General features: G+C 55.6%; 18 protein-coding genes. 8 read left to right on the top strand and 10 right to left on the bottom strand.

Translation table 11 applies throughout. The features are described 5' to 3' along the window. Positions 1–47 precede the first annotated feature (47 nt). Positions 48–197 carry a hypothetical protein gene (locus DYY88_RS24145; RefSeq protein ID WP_160299580.1) on the top strand — a complete coding sequence of 50 codons (150 nt, stop codon included), beginning with the start codon at positions 48–50 and terminating at the stop codon, positions 195–197. Between the two features lie 159 nt (positions 198–356). Here the strand turns inward: DYY88_RS24145 and lptC are convergent, their stop codons facing one another. The 4 genes from lptC to DYY88_RS11275 all read right to left on the bottom strand — a co-directional run bounded on the left by lptC (position 357) and on the right by DYY88_RS11275 (position 6,365). Continuing rightward, entirely contained in the window at positions 357–1,511 is a 1,155-nt protein-coding gene (gene lptC, locus DYY88_RS11290; protein ID WP_044151305.1) for an LPS export ABC transporter periplasmic protein LptC, read from the bottom strand. A 112-nt stretch (positions 1,512–1,623) separates the two neighbouring features. Beyond that, complete coding sequence (locus DYY88_RS11285) at positions 1,624–2,235, bottom strand: LabA-like NYN domain-containing protein (RefSeq protein ID WP_039727950.1); 612 nt, start codon at positions 2,233–2,235, stop codon at positions 1,624–1,626. A gap of 79 nt (positions 2,236–2,314) precedes the next feature. Continuing rightward, complete coding sequence (gene metG / locus DYY88_RS11280) at positions 2,315–3,907, bottom strand: methionine--tRNA ligase (protein WP_039727951.1); 1,593 nt, start codon at positions 3,905–3,907, stop codon at positions 2,315–2,317. 430 nt (positions 3,908–4,337) lie between these two features. After that, positions 4,338–6,365 (bottom strand): chromosome segregation ATPase, encoded by a 2,028-nt coding sequence (locus tag DYY88_RS11275; RefSeq protein ID WP_130199405.1) that lies wholly within the window; start codon positions 6,363–6,365, stop codon positions 4,338–4,340. 260 nt (positions 6,366–6,625) lie between these two features. Between DYY88_RS11275 and DYY88_RS11270 the strand changes: the two genes are divergently transcribed. From DYY88_RS11270 to DYY88_RS11260, 3 genes are all read left to right on the top strand, one after another. Continuing rightward, on the top strand, positions 6,626–7,504 hold the full coding sequence (locus DYY88_RS11270; protein WP_039727952.1) for an NAD(P)-dependent oxidoreductase: 879 nt from the start codon (positions 6,626–6,628) through the stop codon (positions 7,502–7,504). A 45-nt stretch (positions 7,505–7,549) separates the two neighbouring features. Further along, a complete protein-coding gene (locus DYY88_RS11265) occupies positions 7,550–11,149 on the top strand; it encodes a CHAT domain-containing tetratricopeptide repeat protein (RefSeq protein WP_052288516.1) in 3,600 nt (1,199 codons plus the stop codon). Positions 11,150–11,488: 339 nt separating this feature from the next. Continuing rightward, entirely contained in the window at positions 11,489–12,679 is a 1,191-nt protein-coding gene (locus tag DYY88_RS11260; protein WP_052288517.1) for a D-Ala-D-Ala carboxypeptidase family metallohydrolase, read from the top strand. A 146-nt stretch (positions 12,680–12,825) separates the two neighbouring features. Here the strand turns inward: DYY88_RS11260 and DYY88_RS11255 are convergent, their stop codons facing one another. The 6 genes from DYY88_RS11255 to DYY88_RS24140 form a co-directional block, all read right to left on the bottom strand. Next, positions 12,826–14,151 carry a cytosine deaminase gene (locus DYY88_RS11255; RefSeq protein ID WP_039727954.1) on the bottom strand — a complete coding sequence of 442 codons (1,326 nt, stop codon included), beginning with the start codon at positions 14,149–14,151 and terminating at the stop codon, positions 12,826–12,828. Positions 14,152–14,254: 103 nt separating this feature from the next. After that, positions 14,255–15,130, bottom strand: a complete 876-nt coding sequence (locus tag DYY88_RS11250) for an ABC transporter permease (protein ID WP_084607112.1) — start codon at positions 15,128–15,130, stop codon at positions 14,255–14,257. Next, complete coding sequence (locus DYY88_RS11245; RefSeq protein ID WP_039727955.1) at positions 15,124–15,921, bottom strand: ABC transporter ATP-binding protein; 798 nt, start codon at positions 15,919–15,921, stop codon at positions 15,124–15,126. Before DYY88_RS11245 ends, DYY88_RS11250 begins: the two co-directional genes overlap by 7 nt. A 50-nt stretch (positions 15,922–15,971) precedes the next feature. Beyond that, complete coding sequence (locus DYY88_RS11240) at positions 15,972–17,099, bottom strand: ABC transporter substrate-binding protein (protein WP_044151306.1); 1,128 nt, start codon at positions 17,097–17,099, stop codon at positions 15,972–15,974. Positions 17,100–17,441: 342 nt separating this feature from the next. Then, positions 17,442–18,524 carry a PIN/TRAM domain-containing protein gene (locus tag DYY88_RS11235; protein WP_039727956.1) on the bottom strand — a complete coding sequence of 361 codons (1,083 nt, stop codon included), beginning with the start codon at positions 18,522–18,524 and terminating at the stop codon, positions 17,442–17,444. Positions 18,525–18,761: 237 nt separating this feature from the next. Continuing rightward, positions 18,762–18,920: a hypothetical protein gene (locus DYY88_RS24140; RefSeq protein WP_160299581.1), complete on the bottom strand. Its 159-nt coding sequence runs from the start codon at positions 18,918–18,920 to the stop codon at positions 18,762–18,764. 420 nt (positions 18,921–19,340) lie between these two features. Here DYY88_RS24140 and DYY88_RS11230 point away from each other — a divergent pair, with 420 nt between their 5' ends. From DYY88_RS11230 to DYY88_RS11215, 4 genes are all read left to right on the top strand, one after another. Next, positions 19,341–19,727 (top strand): phosphomannose isomerase type II C-terminal cupin domain, encoded by a 387-nt coding sequence (locus DYY88_RS11230; RefSeq protein WP_044151307.1) that lies wholly within the window; start codon positions 19,341–19,343, stop codon positions 19,725–19,727. Between the two features lie 268 nt (positions 19,728–19,995). After that, complete coding sequence (gene ccsB / locus DYY88_RS11225; protein ID WP_039727958.1) at positions 19,996–21,021, top strand: c-type cytochrome biogenesis protein CcsB; 1,026 nt, start codon at positions 19,996–19,998, stop codon at positions 21,019–21,021. A gap of 88 nt (positions 21,022–21,109) precedes the next feature. Further along, a complete protein-coding gene (locus DYY88_RS11220) occupies positions 21,110–21,973 on the top strand; it encodes an SDH family Clp fold serine proteinase (protein ID WP_130199404.1) in 864 nt (287 codons plus the stop codon). A gap of 154 nt (positions 21,974–22,127) precedes the next feature. Further along, on the top strand, positions 22,128–22,490 hold the full coding sequence (locus DYY88_RS11215; RefSeq protein WP_039727960.1) for a lipopolysaccharide assembly protein LapA domain-containing protein: 363 nt from the start codon (positions 22,128–22,130) through the stop codon (positions 22,488–22,490).

Raw genomic sequence — 22,490 nt, 5'->3', positions numbered from 1 at the left:
CTGAGGAGCATGGGATTTGGCATGTGCACAATTTCAGGACAAGAGTCATGGCTGACACGGCATTACCTAACGATGAAAATCCCGATCATCCCAATGCTGAGGCACCCGGTCCCTTCGTTATGACTTCAGGGTTTCGGGTCTTCCAGCAGGGACCGGGTGCCTGGAGTGATCAGTTGGGGTTGTTTTCCGGTCCATGATCCGTGCAGCGATCGTGCCACTCTCAACCCTGCAACAGGGGCGATTAGTGAGTTGCTTAAGCTCAGCTGCTGGTCAGCTTACCTGGGGTGATCGGGTTGTCAGCTAATGGGAACCGTCTCCCGACAAATTCATGTTCACCAGTGGGCTGGCACAGTCCGCTAAAAATTGGGGACGATTTCGGTGACGACGCGATCGCCCCCATCCACCACGACGGTTTGCTCTTCGATGCGGCCCTGCGCTCTTGCCCCGCGAATCGTGAGTTGGGGATTGCTCTGCTGGTAGGCGACGTTGCCTTCCGCCAAGACCGTTTGGTCGGCAAGATTCCAGCGCAGACGATCAGTTGCCAAACGTCCGTTGTTGCGGGCCGCGATCGCCACCACATCTTGATTGAATACGGCCACTTCTTCGGCCAACACAAACTGTCCACGTTGGGCCGTTACGGTGATTTGTTCCTCCGGATTCACGACGCGCACCGAATCTTCCGCTCGAATGATTTCCTCTCCGACTTCCCACATCGCTTTGTCAGCGGTTAGGTTCAGGGGAACATCCAGCAACTGCCCCTGGACGTCGCCCTCGATGGTGGCGCGTTCTTCATCCAGTTCCACCAGACTGCGCTGTCCGGTCAGCACCTGGGTCACTTTCCCGTTTGCCAAACGTTCCACCTTAATGGGACGTTCGGTCTCCAACGTTTCCTCAAGCCAGCGCCATTGCAACATGTCGCTCTGCAATTTGACCCAGGGTTCAGTATCAGGATTTTCGGTCACGGTCGTGGCAATGACATTGCCCAAAAACTCCATGCGCTTTTCGCCATCGTAGATATAGGCTTCATCGGCTTGTGCCCGCACTTGGGGATGGCTGCCGGTCAGCCCGTTGCGAATAATCATTAGCTTGTTGTCAGGCTGCCATTCCAGGCTCTGGGCATTAATCACCATTTCGTTCTGAATGCCCGTCGCCACAATATTGTCTTCGAGGAAGAGGAGTTTGCCATTCTCCCGGATGATGCCTTGATCGCCTCTGACGCGATAGAGCAGTTCGCCATCTTGGTACAGCTCCCCTTCGGGATTGACTAAGTTCGCGACTTCTTGGTTGGCGCTGTAGGTGACTTCATCGGCGTCGACCTTCCACAGCAGATTGCCCGATTCATCGCGCTGCTCTAGGGTGACGTTGCGTAGGGTCAATCGCGGGTCAACTTGCTCGCTATCCTCGGCCGTATTTTCCCACCAAGAACCAGTGGGACTACAGGTTCGTACCCCCACCGAGATCGCAATAAACCCAGCAACCCCAGCCAATAGCCACCAAACGGAACGTTTCATACGCAAGTGACGGCAACAATAAACGCCATAGCCTTCGTCAGCTTAGCAGTCTCATCCGCTTCCGAGCGCGGTAATCGCTGACTGGGCCAAGAGGAACGTTGGCTCCAGACCGTTAGGTGTTGATTTCTTCTTCTTCAGGCACTGACAGCGGGCGATAGGTGTAGCCACCCTGGCGGGGCAGTTTCTTCACTTCGCCCTTAATTTGCTCGAGGTCAATGTAGCGATCGGACACATTAATCAGGCTATCGCTAGTCATCGATCGCAGACTCACCACCTCAATGCGCGCGCCGCGATAGCTGGCGGCATCCACCGCATAGGCTAGGTCGCCATCGCCACTGACTAAAATCGCCGTGTCGTAAAAGTCGACCAGCGCCATCATATCAACCGCAATTTCGACATCCAGGTTGGCTTTTTTAGACCCATCCGGCAACTGCACCAGGTCTTTGGCAATGACGCGGTAGCCGTTGCGCCGCATCCAGAGCAAAAAGCCCTGTTGCTTTTCATTGGTGCGATCGACGCCAGTATAGAAGAAGGCGCGAAAGAGCCGCGAGCCTCCCGTCAATCGACACAGCAGTTTGGTGTAGTCAATCTCAATGCCAAGCTGCAACGCCGCATAAAACAGGTTAGAACCGTCAATAAAAATTGCGACTCGTCCGCGATTTTCTAACACTTGTTCTGGCGTAAAAATCGGGTCTTCGCTCAGCAGGTCGTGGTTGTTTAACATCGCTTTTTTATGTCTGGCTTCTTAAAGATCTTGAGTGTAGTCGCTGAAATGACGAAGTTGCGATTTTGGCCTACCTCTCTTAAGCTTCTACCTCAATCCGTTGAAAAATGGGTTTTGCTTTACCGAGAGGTTGTTCACCAGGCAGCAGGCCCCAAACACTGTGGGTTTTGTAAGGAAATCGTTGGCCGATTTCTAACTCATCAAAATTGCCTTCAAAGCCCAATTGATTGTAGATGGCGGTCGCTAAACCGGGCACAATCGGCGACAGTAAATATCCGGCCAATCTCACCGACTCTAAAACGGTATACAGTACAGCTTCCGTCTCAGCCTGCTGGCCTTGTTTATATAAAGTCCAAGGGGCCGTGTCATCCAGATATTTATTGCTGGCCCGGACTAACCCTAAGGCCGCTTCACAGGCTTCACTAAACGCCAGTTGATCAAATGCGGCTTGTACCTGTGCGGCCAAACCACTGCCCTTATCCTTTAGAGGATTTTCATCGCCTAAAGCGTCAGGGGTGACAGTAGGAATCTTACCGTCGCAATAACGGCCTGCCATCTTGAGGGTGCGATTTAAGAGATTGCCCAAATCGTTGGCCAGGTCGGCATTGAGGACGTTGATAAACCGCGTCTCGTTAAAATCACCGTCTCGCCCAAATTCAATTTCTTTTAAGAAATAAAATCGTACGGCATCGGCTCCGTACTGATCGACCAGGGCAAACGGGTCAAGGGTATTGCCTAAGCTCTTGCCCATTTTTTGGCCATCTTTGGTGAGGAAACCGTGGCCAAAGACTCGGCCCGGTAAGGGCAAGCCCGCTGACATCAGCATGGCAGGCCAATACACAGCATGAAACCGCAGAATATCTTTGCCAATCAGGTGAATATTGATCGGCCACCACTGTTTTAGCGCGTTATCTAACGTGGGCTCATCTTCTGGATCAAGCAGGGCTGTAACGTAGCCCAACAGCGCGTCAAACCAGACATACAGCGTATGCTCAGGGTCGCTGGGAACGGGGAAGCCCCAATCTAAATTGACCCGCGAAATGGAGAAGTCTTGGAGGCCCTGCTGGACAAAATTCAGAACTTCATTGCGGCGACTGGCGGGCTGAATAAAGTCCGGCTGCTCGGCATAAAGCTGCTCTAGTTTGGCCTGATAATTTGACAGCTTGAAAAAGTAATTGTTTTCGTCCCGCCATTCCACTGCCTTGTTGGTGTGAATCGGGCACAAATTTCCTTCCAGAAGATCGCGTTCTTCTTTGAATTCTTCGCAAGAGACGCAGTACCAACCTTGTTGACGACCAGCGTAAATGTCGCCGCTTTCCCACACGCGCTGATAAAACTCTTTGACGATCGCTTCGTGGCGCTCGGCAGTGGTGCGGCTAAAGCGATCGTAGTTGATGTTTAATCGCTGCCACAGATCCTGAAAGCCGCTGACAATTTCATCGCAGTGGTCTTGGGGGGCAACGCCACGCTCTTCGGCGGTGCGCTGAATTTTTTGGCCGTGTTCATCGGTGCCTGTGATCATCAGTACCGGGTGACCTAGCAGGCGCTGAAAACGGGCGATCGCATCCGCCGCGATCGTGGTGTAAGCACTGCCAATATGCGGCAATGCATTCACGTAATACAGCGGTGTTGTGACCGCAAAAGTGCTGGATTGATGCCCGACAGAACCCATAAAATTATCAAGACTCTAGAAGCTGGAAGCCGTTAACTTTCTTATGATACAGCAGAGCTCTGAAAGGGAAAAAAGCAATATAAAGGCCCGCTATCTGACTGCGATGAGGGCCAAAATGGGTGAGTTGGCAATCAAAAATGCCTCTGAGGAATCAGGGTTTTACTAGGGCAAAATTCGCTCAAGAGCAGGTGATGACGGCTTTTCTCACTGCCGCCAAAAAATCCCCGCAGAGACATCAATACCGTCGCCAAACCCCGGTTCACAGTTACGCTCAAACCGACTCCCTTGAGCTCGTCCCCTGTGGGATCGCTGGGACGGTTCCCTGCTCAAGCAACCAGCCTAGGCTTACCTGAAGCAGCGAAAGGGAACCGTCTCCTCCGTGCGCTCAGAGAGCATGATCCCGGCATGTCCCAACGGCTGCGTGGGGATTCTATTGATTTACGGCTTCCACCCCAGCGGGATTAGTCAGCGGCTGTCGCCAGGCTTGTAAGCGCTGTTGGGCGGCGGGATAGGCTGCCGTGCCAGAGGGAATCTGCTGCACAATGCTGATCGCTTCGGTGGGATTGCTAAAGGCCGTAGATTCCGCAATGCCCATAATATCCCAACTCCACTGGTTGGCGGCCTGCTGGGCTAGGCTCCAGTCGGGGCTGCTGGTGGGCACCTGTTGCGCCAAATTTATGGCGCGTGCGAGGGCGCTGACGGTCCCTGTCTCAGCGACTAATAGGGCTTGTTGATAGGCGTAGAGACTGGCTTCTTCGGTTTGCCAGTCGGAGATCGCTGCTTGGGCTTCGTCGTACACGGCCTCGCTAGCAGGAATCTGTGAGGCCACGTTGATGGCCTGCCCAAAATTGCCGGCGTCAGCGAGGCGTTGGGCCTGAGTCAAGATGGGCCGATTTTCAATTCTTTGAATTTGCCAGCGCCAGTCGGCGGCTAAATCTTGCGCCTCGTCATAGAGATAGCTATTGCTGGAAATCTGCTGCACCTCGTTAATGGCGGCTTGCAGACTGGCCGGATCGCCCGCCACCGCGATGAGTTTGGCCTGATCGATGTAGGGCTGGTCTTCGATCAGGGCGATGCTGCGTCGCCAGGTATCAATCTGGTCTTGGGTATCATCCCAAAAGGGATTGCTGGTGCTGATTTCCTCGGCTTCGGCGATCGCCGCCCGCAGACTGTCCACCGTGCCGGGACGAGCGATTTGCTGCGCCCAGTTGAGTTGAGCCACAGCCTCTAATTCGGCCTGCCATTGGCGGCGCAGGGTCCGCGCTTTTTCATACAGAGGGCGATCGCGGGTGATGCTTTGCAGGCGCACGATCGCCGCTTCGTAGCCCGTCGTTGTGCGCGACCAGGTCAGTTCATAGGCATCGGCCAGCGTCCGAAAGTCCGCCACTTCTTGGCCTAAGTCCACCGATTTCGGAATTTCCGCTAAGATGCGCAACGCCTCGGCACTGTTGCGGTCTTCCAGGGCGGCTTCTGCCAGAGCCAATAGATCCCGGCTGAGGGACTTCAAAATTGTCTGGGCGTCGCCGTACACGTAGCTTTCCGAAGAAATGGCCGCGACTTGTTCTAATGCCGTCACAATGCCTTCTAAAGTGCCGCTACTGGCGGTGCGTTCGGCATTTGCCAAAATATTGACTTCTTCGCGGGTGCGACTGATCAGACTGGTCAGTTCGTCGTAACGAGTGTTGGCCCAGTATTCGTTATCAACGGTGCGGAGCTGAATCGCTGCTGAAAAGGCTTCGCGAAACTGCGAGGCCCGCAAATGATTTTCAGCTTTGCGAAAGATGGATTCGGCCTGTTCCCAAATGGCTTGCCACCGCTCAATGCGATCGCTGACCAGGGCAGCAGCAGCCGTATTCTCGGGAATCTGTTGCGCCATGTCGATGGCGGTTTCGAGCTCGCCCTGATTAAAGGTCTGATCGGCAATGTGCAAAATTTCGTCGGCCCAAAGTTCCACCCGATCATTAATTTCGCCCCGCATCGGGTGATCGTCGGGCAGGGCTTCCACCAGGGCGATCGCCGCTAGCAAACTTTCCACCGTGCCCTGATCGGCATAGGCTTCGGCACATTGCAATCGGGTTGCAGCCGACGCAAACCGCCATGACACCGCCCGACAGTTGGGCAAATTGGGAATGCTCATCAGACTCACCGCCGAAGCGCCCGCCACGCCCCCTAACGCTACCACCATGAGAAACGCACCGATGAGCCAGCGGTTAAATCGACGATTCGTGGGCGGTTCGTCAAACTGAAGGGTCTCAGAGTCCACCACGGGGGACTGAGTAGCTCGCGCCTGGGGCGGGGTTGGGGGTCTCCCTGACCGTGACGCGGCTGTCGCGGGTCGGGACGCAGGTCGCGGTCGCTGGTCGCGTTTGGGTGGGGGTGGGGCACCGGCCCGCAATCGAGAAGGCTGGGCCGAACTGCCCTGAGACCACTGGGAATTGGAGTGCTGGGAACTGCTCATAGGGTCTACGACAATGGCGGGGGCGATACATCTCTAGCGTAACGGGTCGGGTTGGGGCGCTCTGCACTCTATATCTGGCTGTCAGAGCGTGGGTACAACGCTGGCGATAGTATATCGATCACTTTCCAAAGTAGAACACTCCTTCAGTATTTATCCTGATTACTGCGGTTTGTAAACGGGCTGACCGGGCGGTGAGGGTTTGCCCCAGGGAGTCAGGGGGGTAGCCTGAAGATAAGAATTAATGCTTGAGGACGGCGATCGTGAAAGTGGCATTTGTGGGATTGGGCACGATGGGTGGCCCCATGGCTTTGAATTTGCTCCGGGCGGGCCACGAGGTGACGGTGCACAATCGCACCCGCGATCGCGAACTGCCTCTGATGGAAGCTGGGGCAAAACGGGCTGACTCACCTCAAGCTGCCGCGCAAGCAGCTGAAGTCGTGATCACCTGTGTCAGTGACACCCCTGATGTGGAAGCGGTGATTTTGGGGGACAACGGTATCATTCACGGGGCGCAACCAGGCACAGTCGTCGTTGATATGTCCACGATTAGCCCCACGGTGACACACGCGATCGCGGCCGCGTTGGCCGAGCGGCAGATTGATATGGTGGATGCCCCGGTGTCCGGCGGTTCCGAGGGGGCACAGAAGGGGACGCTGTCGATCATGGCTGGGGGCGATGCCGCTGTGGTGGAAAAAGTGCGGCCTGTCCTTGCCGCCATGGGCAAAACGATCACCCACGTGGGGCCGATTGGGGCGGGACAAACCACCAAAGCCATTAACCAAATTATTGTGGCGGGGACTTACTGGGCGATCGCCGAAGGACTGGCCCTCGGCATGAAAGCTGACCTCGATATGGAGCGCGTCGTGCAGGCTGTCAGTGGCGGAGCCGCCGGGTCTTGGGGACTGGATAATCGCTCTGGCAACATGATCAAAAATGACTATCCTCTTGGGTTTCGCGTGCGGCTGCACCGCAAAGACCTCAACATTGCCCTCGAAGCGGCTCGGGAGTTGGGGGTCACACTGCCCATGGCCGCTTATGTGGAGCAAATCGAGACGGGGCTGATCGGGCGCGGTTTTGGCGACGAAGATGTGTCGGCGATCGCCCGCAGCATCCGCGAGCAATCTGGCCTCGATGATTAACGTTGCCAGCAGACCAACCATTAGCGAATAAGGAATCCCAACCGAATGAGTAAGCATGATTGGCTGATGGGCGGTGCCATCACCGGGCTATTGCTGGGCATGGCCTTGCCGAGTCAGGCTCAGATCCAGTCCCTCTCACCCCTCTCGTCTGCCACCCAGGGGCCAGACGCCTCGCAGCAATTGGCGTCCCGCAGCCAGTCGACCTCAGACATGACGCGCGGTTCGGTCAGCCAGCAAGTGAGCGGCGGTGAGCGCTACGAGAGCGTCGATCATGAGTTTGCGGGCGCAGCGGGTGAACGGGTCTTTCTTGAAATCAACACCAGCGGCTTTGATGTCCAAATGCGGTTGGTTGGCCCCAATGGCGAGACCGTAGCGCAAGCCTCGACCCAAGAAACCCGGATGCCCTTTGCGACCCTGCGGGCTGATTTGCCGTCGTACGGGCAATACCGGGTGGTCGTGAGCACAGTGGAACCGTCTGCGGCTGGTACCTATGGGCTGAGTTGGGCCATCATCCATGACTTTGCGATCGTGCAAAGCGAGGGGAATGTGCCACCGGAATCGATTAACGGCAGCCTGAGCCCAACTAGCCGCACGTTAGACGATGGCAGTTATTTCGAGATTCATACCTTTGAAGGCGTCGAACGAGAAGCGCTGTTGATTGAGATGGAAAGCACTGACTTCCAGCCGGCCCTAGTGCTCATCAATCCCGCCGGGGAGAGCATGGCTGCCGATCGCGATCGCAGTCGTGAGGATAACGCTGAAATGCTGGTAGTCCTCCCGACCAGTGGCACTTATCTGATTCTCGCCCAGTCTCGTCAGCCCAGGCAAACGGGGCAATACCGCTTATCGTGGCGTACGCCGGAGGCCAACGAGCTCCAGCAGATTCAGCTGTCATCAGACATTCCAGCAGATGCCTATGCCCAAGGTCAACGAAACCTGACGGGATTTTTGCCTAGTGAGCAAGCTTCAGAAGCTTTCTTTCAGAATTCATTTAGCGCGGCCATTCCGCTGATGGAAGAAGATCTCATCACAGCACGCTTACGCTTGGGCGACCGTCATCCTGATGTTGCCGAGAGTTTGTATGGCTTGGCGACTTTGTACTTGATGCAAAATCGCTACGCCGATGCCGAACCGCTGTTGCTGGAGGCGCTCGATATCTATCAAGCCCAGCCCACAGGCTATGCAGCGCAGCAGGCGATGGTTTTGGATAGTTTGGGGGCGATCGCGGTGCAGCGCGAGCAGTTAGATCAGGCTGCCGAATTCTATGAGGCGGCATTAGCGATGTTGCAGGCTGATCCGGGCGATCGCGCTGACCTGGTGGCGCTAATGGAAACGAACCTGGCCTTTGTCCGGCAAGCTCAAGGTCGCGAAGGCGCAGAGCCTAACTTGCCTACTGCTAATAACGATCCCACTAGTGAGACCGAAGCGTTGCTGGCCCAAACTGTCGCTCGGGCTCGGGAAGGCGATGATCCCTTTGATCTCGCGGTCAAAATCGAGACTTTAGCCAGTTATTACGTCACGCAGCAGCGCTATGACGCGGCTGAAACGCTGTATCGAGAAGCCCTGACGATTTATCAAGCACAATATCCTGAGGCGGAAGTTGAGTCGCCGCAAGTCTCCACGAGCCTCAACAACCTTGCGTTGATTTATCAAACCCAGGGCCGCTATCCCGAAGCCGAAGCCCTTTACACCCAGGCGTTAAACAATTACGACCGCTACATTACTTCGATTTCTAGCATTGGCGACAACGGCTACACGACGCCGCAAATCCAAGCCTTAGCGGCGAGTCATCGCATCTACATGGTGCCGATGTTTTATAACCTGGCGGGGCTATATCGGGCTCAAGGTGACGTGCCGCAAGCGATCGCTACCCTGCGCAAAGGCATTGCGATCGAAGAAGTCAGTTTAGACATTAGCCTGGCCAATCTGGGCAACAGCGATCGCATTGCCTATGTTGCCAAGCTGGCGAATACCCTCAATTACGTGGTTTCTCTACACCTCGACACGGCCCCCCATTCCACCCCAGCCGCCCAGTTTGCCTTGACCAATTTGCTGCGCCGCAAAGGGCGCGTTTTAGAAGCGGGGGTCAGAGCCCAAGAAATTTTGCGGCAGCGGGGCACGCCTGAAGATCTCTATTTGCTTGCTCAGTTGATCAGGGGGCAGCAAGAACTGGCGAATCTCACCACCCAGCGACCGGCCAACCTGTCTGACCGAGAATATCAGACGCGACTCACGCGGCTGCGGAGTGAGGTAAATCAGTTGGAAGCGGCGATCGCCCGTCAGAGTGCCGACCTCTCTCTGGCAGGCCAACCCGTGGAACTCCCAGCGATTCAGCAACGCATTCCTGACAATGGCGTCCTGATTGAGTTCATTCGCTACCGGCCCTTTGATCCGACGCAACCGCTGGGCGATCGCTTCAATGAGGCTAACTTTACGGCGGCTGGGTCCAATAATTTTGCGGCCCCCCGCTATGCGGCCTACCTGTTGTTCCCCGACGGGCGGATCGTGGCCCGAGATCTAGGGGATGCCGCGACAATTGAGGCGGCGGTGCAAGACTTTGTCGGGATCTTGCAAAATCCGGCTACTGACTTTTCGGCAACGGCGGGCAGTGATGCGGTTGCCGAGATTACGCAAAACATTTCAGATTTGGTGTTGGGGGCGATCTCGCCCGACTTGGCAGGAGTTGAGCATCTGCTGATTTCCCCCGATGGACAACTCAACTTACTCCCGTTTGAAGCGCTGCAAACCGAACCGGGGGGTGATTATCTGGTGCAGCAATACCAGATCAGCTATCTCAACTCCGGGCGCGACCTGCTCAAATTGGATGCGGTGGAGCCGAGTCAAAATCCGGCGCTGATCCTGGCGGATCCGGACTACGAGACTGCCGCCAACTTCCCTCGCTCAGATGTGGCCGCCGGGTCAGGGACAAGAGCCGACAGTCGGGCGGCTGATTTCAGACAGCTGCAATTTACGCGACTACCGGGGACGGCCGCCGAGGCCGAAGCGATTCGCCCGTTCTTGCCCAACGCCAGGGTCTTGACGACCGACCAGGCGACAGAAAATGCGGTAAAGCAAGTCCAGGCTCCGCGCATCCTCCATATCGCTACCCACGGCTTCTTTTTGACGGATGTGGAGCCGCCAGCCGTAGAAGGTCGAGGCATTGGTGTGGTCGCTAGCGATGGCACCTTGCCGAGTCCGCTGCCCCGCGCCAGTGTTGATGTCGAAAATCCCCTACTGCGCTCTGGTCTGGCATTAGCGGGTTTCAACCGTCGCCGTAGCGGCAGTGAAGACGGCGTATTTACGGCTTTAGAAGCCTCTAGCCTCAACCTCTTGGGCACTCAACTCGTCGTGCTGTCTGCTTGTGACACTGGTCTGGGCGATATCGCCAATGGTGAAGGGGTGTATGGATTGAGACGAGCGTTTGCCATCGCGGGGGCCGAATCTCAACTGATGAGCCTGTGGCAGGTGAGCGATTTTGGCACTCAGAGCCTGATGGCGCGTTATTACGAAAAACTGGCCGCTGGCCTGGGGCGTAGCGCCGCGTTGCGGGCGGTGCAGTTAGAAATGCTGGCGTCCGACGGCGAGTATCAACATCCCTACTATTGGGCGGCATTCATTTTGGCCGGCGATTGGCGATCGCTCTAAGCCAGGATGAACGGGTCGGAGGAGGGCCTCGTCATATTCCGAGTAGGGCGGCTCGAAATCGGGCAACGCGATCGCCCCCAGGCCGTAAACGATCATCACAGAATGTTAAAAAGCGGCCCAAATTCGTCTTTATTGCAAAGCGGGTTCTGCCGTCCTGGGGATGTTGCGGCATAATCCCGATGATTTGAGCCACCCACTTTTTGGGAACTCTGGAAACAAGCAGGTGCCGTGATCAAGGTTGTGTGCCTGCCAGAGGCGATCGCCCTTACCGATGCCGCTTGATGCTTGCCCGCTCACTGCTGCGGCTGCCTCCGTTAACCGTGATGAGATGTGTGAATTATGAAGGCCAAAGTTAAGAACGATACGTTGTTTAAGCTGCAACCGGTCTTATCGAGCGAGCTCAACGATACCGATAAGGTCTTTGTGCCCAGCGGCAGCGAATATGATCTCAAGTTCTTTGCTGAGGCGGCTGGCCATCACCTGAGACTAGAGCTGGCTCAGCCGGAACCGAGTCATCCCAACGATATGACCTGGTATGTCGCGCAGTCGGATATTGACTTAGAGGGCGACAGCGTCACGGCGACCGTCTTGCAAGATACCGTCTTGAAGCGACGGCCTGTTTTGGCGAGTGACTTAAGCGATGACGAAAAGCGTTTTGTGGCCGCTGGGACGGAGCTCCAACTGCAGTCCTATGCGCCAGCGGTTAACCAATCGACCAAGTTGACGCTAGCTGGGATCGCCGGGGAAGACGGCGATGCCGATATCTGGTTTGCCGACACCAAGGCGCTGAAGCTGACCGGACAGCGGCTGATGCTACACGTCATTAGCGACACGGTGTTTAAGGCCAGACCCGTCCTGGCCAGTCAGCTCGATCGCGCCGAAAAAGTCTTGATACCCAAGCAAACGACATTGGCGCTGCAATCTTACAGCGAGGTGGAAGGCCGTTATCTGAAGGTGGCCGTCGCTGATACCCAGCTGGGGGAAGACGATCGCTTCATTTGGTACGCCTTTGCCCCCGATGTGGAGTTAGAGGGAACAGAGCCCAACAATCATCCCCAAGACCGGAATCCGGCTGGGCGGGTGCAGACCCGCGATCGCGGCAAACCGATAAACTTACCGGGCTTTCAGGGGGCTTACTACAGCAACACCTCAATTATTGCCGGGGGTTACTTTACTTGGGCGCAGGCGACCCACGGCGGCACCCGCATTCCCGCCAGTGCCGAGGTGGTCTACGGCATGATTCGCATTGCCGAAGCGCTGGAAGAAATCCGCGTGCTGTTTGGCAACAAACCCATCGAAATTGTCTCTTGGTATCGCGATCCGGCCACCAATTTGCAAGTGGGCGGCACCAAAAACTCCCGCCACCTGACGGGGGACGGCGTAAACTTCATCGTGCATGGCCTGAGCCCACAGCAGGTTTATGCCCAGCTTGATCCCTGGTGGGGCGCCCGCGGAGGGCTCGCCAGCGCCGCCAAATTTACCCACATCGATGCTCGGGGGTATCGCGCTCGTTGGGCCTATGGATTTTAGAACTGTAGGGCCGAAATAAAGACACCCTTCCAGTGCCTTGCTCCCTTGCCCCCCGGCCCCTCTGTTCGTCACAAATAGTATGCAAACTTCCACCGAGCCGTACTAGAGCGATCGCTGACAGCCATGTTGCCACCGAGTAACCAGGGTTAATCCGCTCCCAATAGCGCATCGAGCTCGGCGTAGTCGGGCAGGGTGGTGTCGATCGCTTGCCCCTGTCGCAGCACCACGCGATCGCTCTGAGGTCGCGCAAATAACTCGCTGAACGATCGCGCTTTGAACAAAATCAGATCAGCGGATTGGCCGATGCCGATGCGTCCCACCGTGGGCAAGCCCATCAGGTCGGCGGGGGTGCGGGTGATGGCGAGGGGCCAGTCGGCGATGGGGCGATCAAGGTGGGCGATGCGAGTACTGTGGGTCAGCACTTCAAGACCATCCAGGTCACCATAGGCATAGAAGGGATCCCGAGTGTTGTCGCTAGCGATCGCCACGGGAATCCCCGCTGCTTTGAGTTCGTGCAAAATGGTGACGCCGCGATAACGTGGCGTGAGTCCCGGTTGGCGATCTTGCAGATAGAGATTGCACATGGGCAGGCTGACAATGCCAATATCCGCCGCTTTGACCCGTTCTAATGTGGCAGCAACGTCCGCTGTGGATTGCACTGACAGCGAGCAGCAGTGACCGCAAACGACTGAATTTTCAAAGCTATGACGCAGCTTGGTTTCTGCCACGGCACGGAGCACCTGCGAGGCCGGATCAAGACTTTCATCCACGTGCAAATCGAGGGCGAGGTCGTATTCTGCAGCGAAGTCAAACAGTCGATCTAGCTGTTGGGTGAGATCGGGGTTCGGATAAGCGACCCCACCGAGAATGCCCCCATGCTCGGCCACGAGTTGAGCCAGCTGTTCACCCTGGTCGGTGAGGTAATAGTCCAGCGAGACCAGGCTCACGGCTTGAATGATGAGGCGATCGCGCCACGCGGATTGCAACACGGCCAGGACTTCCAGCGCTGTCTCTGCCATGGCCCCAAAAGCGTCGAAATGGGTCCGCAGGGCTTGGGTGCCATGGGCATAGGCACACCGCAGGCTAAATTCCATTCGCTGGTACAGGTCGTCGCGATCCCAGTGCGAGGCATCCTCCATCACCGCCGCCAGTGCCTCATCAAAGGTGCCGTCTGGATTACTCTGGCGGGGCCAAATGTGCCCTTTATCCAGATGGGTATGCAGATCGACAAAGCAGGGCAAAACGAGGCTCCGTGCCAAGTCCACCGATGGACTCTCAGGGGAAGCCGTGCCGACGGGTGAGATCGCCGCAATTTGTCCCGATTGGATCTGCAGATCTGCCGCCACCAAATCTTCTAAAAAGGGAGCTGCCGCTAACGACTCAATGACGGAGCGATGGTTAACGGTTTCATCTAAAAAGCAGTGAGGGATCCGGACATTCCGCAACCAGAAATCATGGGCAGACGGGAGCATAGCAAAAGGAGTTATCGGCATAACAGGCAACACACAACTTAAGCCCGAAATCAGGCTCGCTAACAGGGGTATCGATAACTTACCAGTCCGTTCTGATGGGAAATTAATTTCCCCGCTGGAGGGCGCTTTCGTGCCAGTGGCGGAGCAGGCGATCGCTCAGCCAGGTCAAACTCACAAAAATCAGCACCCCCAACACGGTAGTCATCACCAAGGCCGCAAACATACGGGGAATCTGGAGCTTATAACTCGACATCAAAATTTGATAAGCAATGCCCGATCGCGCGCCCCCGGTTCCCGCGACAAACTCCGCTACCACCGCGCCAATCAGAGCGAGGCCGCCGCTAATGCGCAAGCCGCCTAAAAAGTAGGGCATGGCGCTGGGCAACCGCAGATGCCACAGGGTTTGCCAGCGAGAGGCCCCGTAGAGCTGAAACAGATTTTGCAGATTGCGGTCAGCGCTATTCAGCCCCAAGGTGGTGTTGGAGACGATGGGAAACAGTGCCACAATCCACGCGCACACCACTAAAGCGGCAAAGGTGCTGTTCTTAAACCAGATGATGATCAGGGGGGCGATCGCCACAATGGGCGTGGTTTGCAGCATCACCGCATAGGGAAACAGACTGCGCTCAATCCATTTGCGTTGGGCAAATAACACCGCTAAGAGTAGCCCCGAAACCGTCGCGGCGATAAAGGCCAGCACGGTAATTTGCAGCGTAATCAGCAGGGAGGGAAACAGCTCTGACCACTCGGCAATCAGGGTTTGCCCGACGAGCCACGGCCCTGGCAGCAGGTAAGGGGGAATGGCGAATAGCCGGACCGCGCCTTCCCACAGCAGCAGCGCCAACAAGCCCACCAGCAATGGCGCAATCACTTCAGGACGAGCGATCGCAGTCCATAGTCGAGTCGGCCCTGACGAGGACCGGGGGACAATCGGTGAACCCAGCGAGGCCGCCGGCGGAGAGGGTGATTTTCTCAACATGATGGCAACACTGGGGCAGACGTTGGCGGGGTGACTGGTGCGGATGACGCGCCACTGGCCAGCAGCTGGGCAATGTCGCGACAATACTGGTTGAACTGGGGCGACGTGCGAAAGTCTTCGTCTCGGGGGTAGGGCACATCAATGGGCACTTCCGCCAAGATGCGTCCCGGTTGCGACCCCATCACCACAACGCGATGCGATAGATAAACCGCTTCGTAAATATTGTGGGTCACAAACACGACCGTCCAGTGATATTCCTCCCACAGCTGGAGGAGGTCACTATTCAAGCGACTGCGGCTCATTTCGTCTAATGCGCCAAAGGGTTCATCCATCAGTAAGACATGGGGGTTGGTCACCAGAGCGCGAGCAATGGAAACCCGCATTTTCATCCCCCCCGACAGTTCGCGAGGATAGCTGTGCTCAAAGCCTTGCAGGGCCACCAAGTTCAACGCGGCCTGAATGTGGCTGCGACTGCCCCGCAACGATTGGCCCTTGAGCTTCAACGGTAGATGAACATTGTCCAGCACCGTGGCCCAGGGCATCAGCGCCGCATCTTGAAAGACGTAGGCCAGATCGCGATCGCCCGCAATTCCAGGGGTTTCTAGATACCCGTTGCTCGGGGCCGCGAGCCCCGCCATGAGCTTGAGCACGGTGCTTTTGCCACAGCCCGACGGCCCCACCAGACTGACAAACTCTCCCTGGCGCACGGCCAGATCGACACCCTGCAAGGCTACCGTCCCATTGGCATAGATTTTGTTGACCTGATGCAGCGCGATCGCAGTCGGTGTCATAACCCTTATCTCAGCAAACGAAGCAGCCCTGTCATCCCGGCGAGTTAGCTTCAAGACTGGTAATACTCTGCCCCTTGGTTGACGAACTCTAACGTAAACGCTCGGGTGTAATCGACCTCAGAACTCAGAACTTCAGCCTCGACCAGCTTGTCATAGAAAGACTTCCAGCGTTCGTCCGTCATCGCGCCAATGCCCATCGACTCCGCATCGCCCGACACCACAATGCCGTATTCCTTCATCTTGGCGATGCCATAGGCAATCTGCTCGTCCGACATCTCGGGATTGTCTTGTTTGATTAACTCATTTCCCGGCGTCGGGTCGTCGTTGAGATAGCTGTACCAGCCCTTGATCGACGCATCGACAAACCGCTGCACCAGATCGGGGTCGCTATCGACAATCTCTTGCCGGGTTTCAATCGTGGTGGAATAGGGATCGTAACCGTAGTCGGCCAGCAGCAGCACGACCGGCTCAAAGCCCCCCTCGTTTCGGATCGCCAGCGGCTCAGAACTCAAATATCCCTGCTGCGCTGAGGTTTTATCGGCTAAGAACGGCCCCGGATTGAAGTTGTAGGGCCGCTTCATGTCTTCCGTAAAGCCATATTTCGCCGCCAAAAAGGGCCAATAAGTAACGTTGGCTGCTGAAGAGATATAGATGGGTTTACCCTGCAAATCTTCCAGCGAGGCGACGCCTTGGTCGGGATGGGCAATCAAGATCTGCGGGTCTTTCTGAAAAATGGACGCGACGGTAACTTTAGGAATCCCTTCTTGCACCGCTTGTAGCGCATCTGAGCCGTAGCCCATAAAGAAGTCAACGCTGCCGCCCATGAGTAATTGGGTGCCGTTAACTTGTGGCCCCCCCATCTGGATGGTCACGTCGAGACCATGGTCGGCATAGATGCCCGTGGCGATCGCCTGATAAAAGCCCCCATGCTCGGCCTGAGCGTACCAATTGGTGCCAAAAGTCACAGTTTGCAGGTCGCCGCTAGACGATCCCTCAGCTGTTGCTGACGACTCGTCCGCGTCAGTCGAAGACGTCGCATCAGGACTCGTGCCACCACCACAGGCAGCGACCACCCCCGCACCGACCAAAAGCGAACCGTACTTTACAAACCGTCTGCGGCCAATGGCCTGAGATTGCAAGATCCAACGCTGATTCAAGACCGATACCTCGACTGCCATTTCTGTTCTTTCAAGCGGGTCACCCTCGCTGGCTGGACTCTTATCGTCAGCACTATGTAAGGGCGATCGCCCGACTTGATTTGCTTTAGTTCAATTTATCGCAAACAATTTTTGCTGGCTGAAAACGCTTGTCGTAAACCTAAAAGAGCTGATACTGAGCATTGCGGACAAGCAACTACCCTGACTGCACGGCCAATCATCCGTAACATCTGACTCATCTTGCTAACTGCGCCAGTTATTTGGGGGCAGCCTGAGCAACGACATGCCTGCTCCAAGCGATCGGATAAAACCAGGTGCGTTAGGGTTAGCCCTCAAAGGTTTGACTCACCCGGATGTTGATTCTCAGGAAGCCAGCACTGAGTCCTTTGGGCGGGCAAAAATCATACGTCCGGCAGAAGTTTGCAGGGCACCGGTGACCACGACGTCAATTTCATCGCCAATATAGTCGCGGCCCTCTTCCACCACCACCATGGTGCCGTCATTCAAATATCCAACTCCTTGCTGGGGTTCCTTGCCTTCCTTCAAAATCCGGAGGCCCATGTCATCTCCCGGCAAATAGTTGGGCCGAATCGCTTGGGCCAAATCGTTGATATTCAGCACTTCCACTTCTTGAAAGCTGGCGACTTTGTTGAGGTTAAAGTCATTCGTCAGCAGCATGGCGTTAAGTTCTTGGGCCAGTCGCACTAACTTGGCATCGACGGTCGGGATCTCCTCATAATCAATGCTCGAAATCACCACGCGGCTGGCGTAAGTTTCACGAATGCGATTCAGCACATCCAGGCCGCGTCGTCCCCGTACTCGTTTTTGGTCATTCGAGGCGTCGGCAACTTGCTGCAATTCCTGCAACACAAACTGAGGGACGAGGATTTGCCCCTCCAGAAAACTGGTTTCCAATAATCCTTCGATCCGTCCGTCGATGATGCAGCTGGTATCTAATAGCTTGGTTTTGGAGGGTTTTAGGGTGCCTTCTGCCACCAGAGTAGATTCCATGGAGCCTGGACTGATCAGGCGGAGCAGCGATCGCCCATGGGTATCGGCCAGATTCATGCCCGAAACGGCAAAGATGACGCTGCCCATGACCGCTAGCAACGGCTTGATGAAGCCAAATTCACCAGGAATCGGCAGCAAAAACAGCGGCGCCAGCATCAAGTTGGCAATGAGCAGGCCAATGACTAAGCCCACAGCGCGGCTGAGCAACCGTTCTGGTGGTAGTTCCCGCACTTGCGTTTCAAGTCGGCGATAGCTGGTTTGCATAACCAAGCCCAAGCCGGTGCCAAATAACGCGCCAAACCCCGCAGTTACAGAACTCAGCCCTTCCAGGCTACTGACTTCACTCAGCGCGCCTGCGGGCAATAGCTCCGGAGCGTAGAAGCCGATTCCAGCGCCAGCAATGATAAATGAAAGGACGATGAGAGCATCTAGCATGATGACAAGCCATAAAGGCTCAAAGAGGTATATATGTGAATGCGTTTGAGCATTCCTCATCTAAGGTACGACACAGACCCACTAGTCCGGTGAGATGAAAACCGTAAAGCCGCAGATTGCACCGAGGCAAGTCGCGATCGCTCAGGCCGTCAGCAGTGTGTCTTCAGCTTGAAAGCTAACGGTTTAACACCCATTGCCAAGCAATTTGCAGTAATTTTTCACACTATGCGTTCACAATTACACTTTTGCCGATACTTCGAGCCCCGTCGGTAACGCGAATAACGCTTGGGGGTCGGGATTCATATAGAAGCCAAATTCTGGCGATGATGATGATGTAGAGACAACGCCATACTCGGGACAAACGCGATCGCTGTGCCAACTTGATGCAATTCCCATGCCTTGGCATCAACTGCTCCAGCCTCCTCGACTGTCAAAGGCACACAGGGGCGACAGTTGACGAAGGTCAATCCGTGCAACTTGAATGAGGTTGCGCCGGTCGCTCAGCCTGGTGGGTCTTGTTTGAAGCGAGCTTATTTTTGGCAGCTTCAGCTTAAAGTTTTTGTATAGTTGGGTATTTGCTAACCCGCTTTTCAAAGGCCGGGGCTAAGCTGTTGCCAGTGTCCCCGCACAGTCTTTATGTTTAATTTGAGTATTTGAGCGGAAGTTCAGCTATGGTGACTCACCAAACTAGTTGGGAACTCTGCAACTACAGCTGGGGATCAGTATTTCGAAAGCCGTCGTCAAAATCTTACATGTGGAATTGGAGGGTTTGTTATCGTGCCCAAAACGCAAGAGTTAGCTGAGTCTAAGAATGGTATGTCGATGCAGGCTTTGGCCGTCCCGGATGGGGTTGCGGCCACTGAACTGCGGCCATGGGGTTCCTTTACGGTTTTAGAAGAGGGCCGAGGTTACAAAATTAAGCGGATTGAGGTGAAGCCTGGCCATCGTCTGAGCTTGCAAATGCACCACCACCGCAGTGAACACTGGATCGTGGTTTCTGGTACGGCCAAGGTGACTTGCGGCGAGAAAGAGACATTGCTCAGCACCAATCAATCGACTTACGTCCCCCCTTGCACGTCTCACCGCTTAGAAAATTCTGGCGTGATTCCCTTGATTTTGATTGAAGTGCAAAACGGTGAATATCTAGGCGAAGACGATATCGTGCGCTTCCAGGATGATTATTCTCGTTCTGAAAGCAAGTAAGTGATGCTGCTGACTGGTCGGCGGTGATTGCTAGCTACTGGCCTGATTGAGAGATGAAGCGCTTACCCGGTTTGGGTGGGCGCTTTCGATTTGGGCTGCTTTTGATTGGGGCTACTGATGAGTAGGGCAACCGCTAAGAGAGAGGATGCGATCGCCTGTCCTGGTGTGCCCCTTGTTAACGCTCAACAAGCTTTAAGAATTCTCGTGGGTGAGTCGCTCAAAATCTCGGTACGATGAAGGATGTACGGAGAGTTTGAGCACCTGCGCAATGGATCTTGTAACGCTGCAAGGATGGCTAGATAACACAGCCTTTGCCATTCTGTTTTGCACTATGTTGGCCTACTGGAGCAGTCTTGCCTTCCCACAGGTGCGCCTCTTAGGCAGCCTGGGCACGATGGGCATGGCGCTAGCCAATATGGCGATCGCGGCCTTACTGACGGCCCGGTGGATTGAAGGCGGCTATTTTCCGCTGAGCAATCTCTACGAGTCCCTGTTTTTTGTGATTTGGGGCATTACTGCGGTTCACCTCGTGGCTGAGCGCATGAGTCAGAGTCAATTGGTGGGGGCGATTACGGCCCCCATCGCCATGGGCATGACAGCTTTCGGCACCCTGACGTTACCCGACAACATGCAAGTTTCAGAGCCGCTGGTACCCGCGCTGAAATCGAACTGGTTGATGATGCATGTCAGCGTGATGCTGCTGAGCTATGCCGCGTTGATGGTGGGCGCACTGATGGCGATCGCGTTTCTGATTGTGACTCGGGGGCAAGCCGTCGAGCTCCGGGGCAGTTCCGTCGGTACGGGAGCCTTTCGAGAAACCAAGCTGCGCCGGAATACCGACAGCTTAGAGACAGTTGGGGCTCCTAGCTTGGCGATGAGTGCTGAGTCGATCTCCCGCGATGGCGGCACCGCCGTGTTAGAAAAGGTCGCCACGGCGTCAACCGCAGTTCCTCACAAGCTGACTCCCCAACGCTTAACGTTGGCCGACACGTTAGACAACATTAGCTATCGCATTATTGGTATCGGCTTTCCGTTGCTGACGATCGGCATCATTTCGGGAGCGGTGTGGGCCAACGAAGCCTGGGGCTCTTACTGGAGCTGGGATCCCAAAGAAACCTGGGCGCTGATTACCTGGCTGGTGTTTGCGGCTTACTTACACGCTCGCATCACAAAGGGCTGGCAAGGACGGCGTCCGGCAATTTTGGCCGCGTCTGGGTTTCTCGTCGTCTGGGTCTGTTATCTCGGCGTCAATATTCTTGGCAAAGGCTTGCACAGCTACGGCTGGTTCTTTTGATCGCAGGCCCCGCACAGCAGTGGATACTCCACTTTCACGATAATGTGACCGTAGATGCGAAGACTGATGCTGAAACATTGTCGGTGGGGTGTTTGTGCTGTTTCTTAACTTGTTTTTTATCTTTTTGATCGTGTCGTCCATTCAGCCGCTCATTCAAAAGCGGTTGCTGGTGAGTAAGCGGTTGGGGGCAATTCAAGCGTTTGAGCAAAAGCGGGGCAGTCGGGCCATCTTGATGATTCACCGACAGGAATCGATTAGCCTGCTGGGCATTCCCCTGTCTAAATTCATCAATATTGAAGACTCGGAACAAATTTTGCGGGCGATTCGGCTAACGCCGCCTGAGGCTCCCATTGACTTGATTTTGCATACGCCGGGCGGGTTGGTGCTCGCGACGGAACAAATTGCGCGGGCGTTGATTCGCCATCCCTCGAAGGTGACGGTCTTTGTGCCGCACTATGCCATGAGTGGTGGCACGATGCTGGCCATGGCGGCTGACGAAATTGTGATGGATGAAAATGCGGTGCTGGGGCCGGTCGATCCGCAATTGGGCAATGTGGCGGCGGCTAGCGTGCTGAAAGTCTTGGAAGAAAAGCCCATCGATAAAATTGACGACCAAACGATCGTGACCGCGGATGTGGCGCGGAAAGCGATCGCCCAGGTCCAAGCATTTGTGCGGGCGTTGTTAGAAGACAGCATTCCTCAGCAAAAGGTTGATCCCGAGAGAGTGGATGCCATCATTGAGCGCCTCACCACGGGGCAAGTGACCCACGACTATCCCATCACGGTGGAAGAAGCCCAAAGCCTGGGTTTGCCCATCACCGTCGGTTTGCCGCGAGAAATTTACAGCCTGATGGAGCTGTATCCTCAGCCGATGACGGGGCGTCCGTCGGTGCAATACATTCCCCTGCCCTATCAGTCGCCGCCCTCGCCGCCGACTAAAGCGAGCAAATAACGTCTGCTTCATTCTTCTATGGGATTTGAGTTGCGATCGCACTCGCGGTCTATAGTAGGGGGGAATCATTTGCGGTCGGGGTTAGACTTCAGACTCGGCTGGGCCGCAGAGGTTCAATAGCAAACCTTTTCGACGACGTTAGGAGTCAGCAACTATGCGGCAGATCAACTTTGTCGTGATTTTCGTTATTTCCCTCGCTCTCGTTTTATTTGGCATTGAAAACACCGACCCAGTCGTCATTCACGTCGTGCAAGGCGTCGATCTCGAAGCGCCGCTCTGCGTGGAGCTGATCGTGGCCATGGGCGTCGGTGCGGTTTTAGCTTGGGTCTTTAGCGTTTGGGTGCAGGTGCAAGGTTACTTGGGCTCGGGCAAACAAATCGAACAGCGGGAACTGCGCATTCAAGAGTTAGAGCAAGATGTGGAGCGTTATCGAGTCGAACTCGAGCAGCAGCCCATGCTGCCCGCATCGAAGAATGGTGACAACGATTCGGAGTCTAGCGAGGCGTTTGCCAGCTAG

The sequence above is a fragment of the Leptolyngbya iicbica LK genome, from assembly GCF_004212215.1.
GTDB classification, from domain to species: Bacteria; Cyanobacteriota; Cyanobacteriia; order Phormidesmidales; family Phormidesmidaceae; genus Halomicronema; species Halomicronema iicbica.
The sequence above is the reverse complement of the archived record's forward strand: the minus strand, read 5'-3'. Positions and strand labels throughout refer to the sequence as shown.

Excerpts from the sequence above, each read along its gene's own strand:
- DYY88_RS24145 (WP_160299580.1), top strand. The coding sequence starts at position 48 with ATGGCTGACACGGCATTACCTAACGATGAAAATCCCGATCATCCCAAT.
- lptC (WP_044151305.1), bottom strand. The coding sequence starts at position 1,511 with ATGAAACGTTCCGTTTGGTGGCTATTGGCTGGGGTTGCTGGGTTTATT.
- DYY88_RS11285 (WP_039727950.1), bottom strand. The coding sequence starts at position 2,235 with ATGTTAAACAACCACGACCTGCTGAGCGAAGACCCGATTTTTACGCCA.
- metG (WP_039727951.1), bottom strand. The coding sequence starts at position 3,907 with ATGGGTTCTGTCGGGCATCAATCCAGCACTTTTGCGGTCACAACACCG.
- DYY88_RS11275 (WP_130199405.1), bottom strand. The coding sequence starts at position 6,365 with ATGAGCAGTTCCCAGCACTCCAATTCCCAGTGGTCTCAGGGCAGTTCG.
- DYY88_RS11265 (WP_052288516.1), top strand. The coding sequence starts at position 7,550 with ATGAGTAAGCATGATTGGCTGATGGGCGGTGCCATCACCGGGCTATTG.
- DYY88_RS11260 (WP_052288517.1), top strand. The coding sequence starts at position 11,489 with ATGAAGGCCAAAGTTAAGAACGATACGTTGTTTAAGCTGCAACCGGTC.
- DYY88_RS11255 (WP_039727954.1), bottom strand. The coding sequence starts at position 14,151 with ATGCTCCCGTCTGCCCATGATTTCTGGTTGCGGAATGTCCGGATCCCT.
- DYY88_RS11250 (WP_084607112.1), bottom strand. The coding sequence starts at position 15,130 with ATGTTGAGAAAATCACCCTCTCCGCCGGCGGCCTCGCTGGGTTCACCG.
- DYY88_RS11245 (WP_039727955.1), bottom strand. The coding sequence starts at position 15,921 with ATGACACCGACTGCGATCGCGCTGCATCAGGTCAACAAAATCTATGCC.
- DYY88_RS11240 (WP_044151306.1), bottom strand. The coding sequence starts at position 17,099 with ATGGCAGTCGAGGTATCGGTCTTGAATCAGCGTTGGATCTTGCAATCT.
- DYY88_RS11235 (WP_039727956.1), bottom strand. The coding sequence starts at position 18,524 with ATGCTAGATGCTCTCATCGTCCTTTCATTTATCATTGCTGGCGCTGGA.
- DYY88_RS24140 (WP_160299581.1), bottom strand. The coding sequence starts at position 18,920 with ATGGGAATTGCATCAAGTTGGCACAGCGATCGCGTTTGTCCCGAGTAT.
- DYY88_RS11230 (WP_044151307.1), top strand. The coding sequence starts at position 19,341 with ATGTCGATGCAGGCTTTGGCCGTCCCGGATGGGGTTGCGGCCACTGAA.
- ccsB (WP_039727958.1), top strand. The coding sequence starts at position 19,996 with ATGGATCTTGTAACGCTGCAAGGATGGCTAGATAACACAGCCTTTGCC.
- DYY88_RS11215 (WP_039727960.1), top strand. The coding sequence starts at position 22,128 with ATGCGGCAGATCAACTTTGTCGTGATTTTCGTTATTTCCCTCGCTCTC.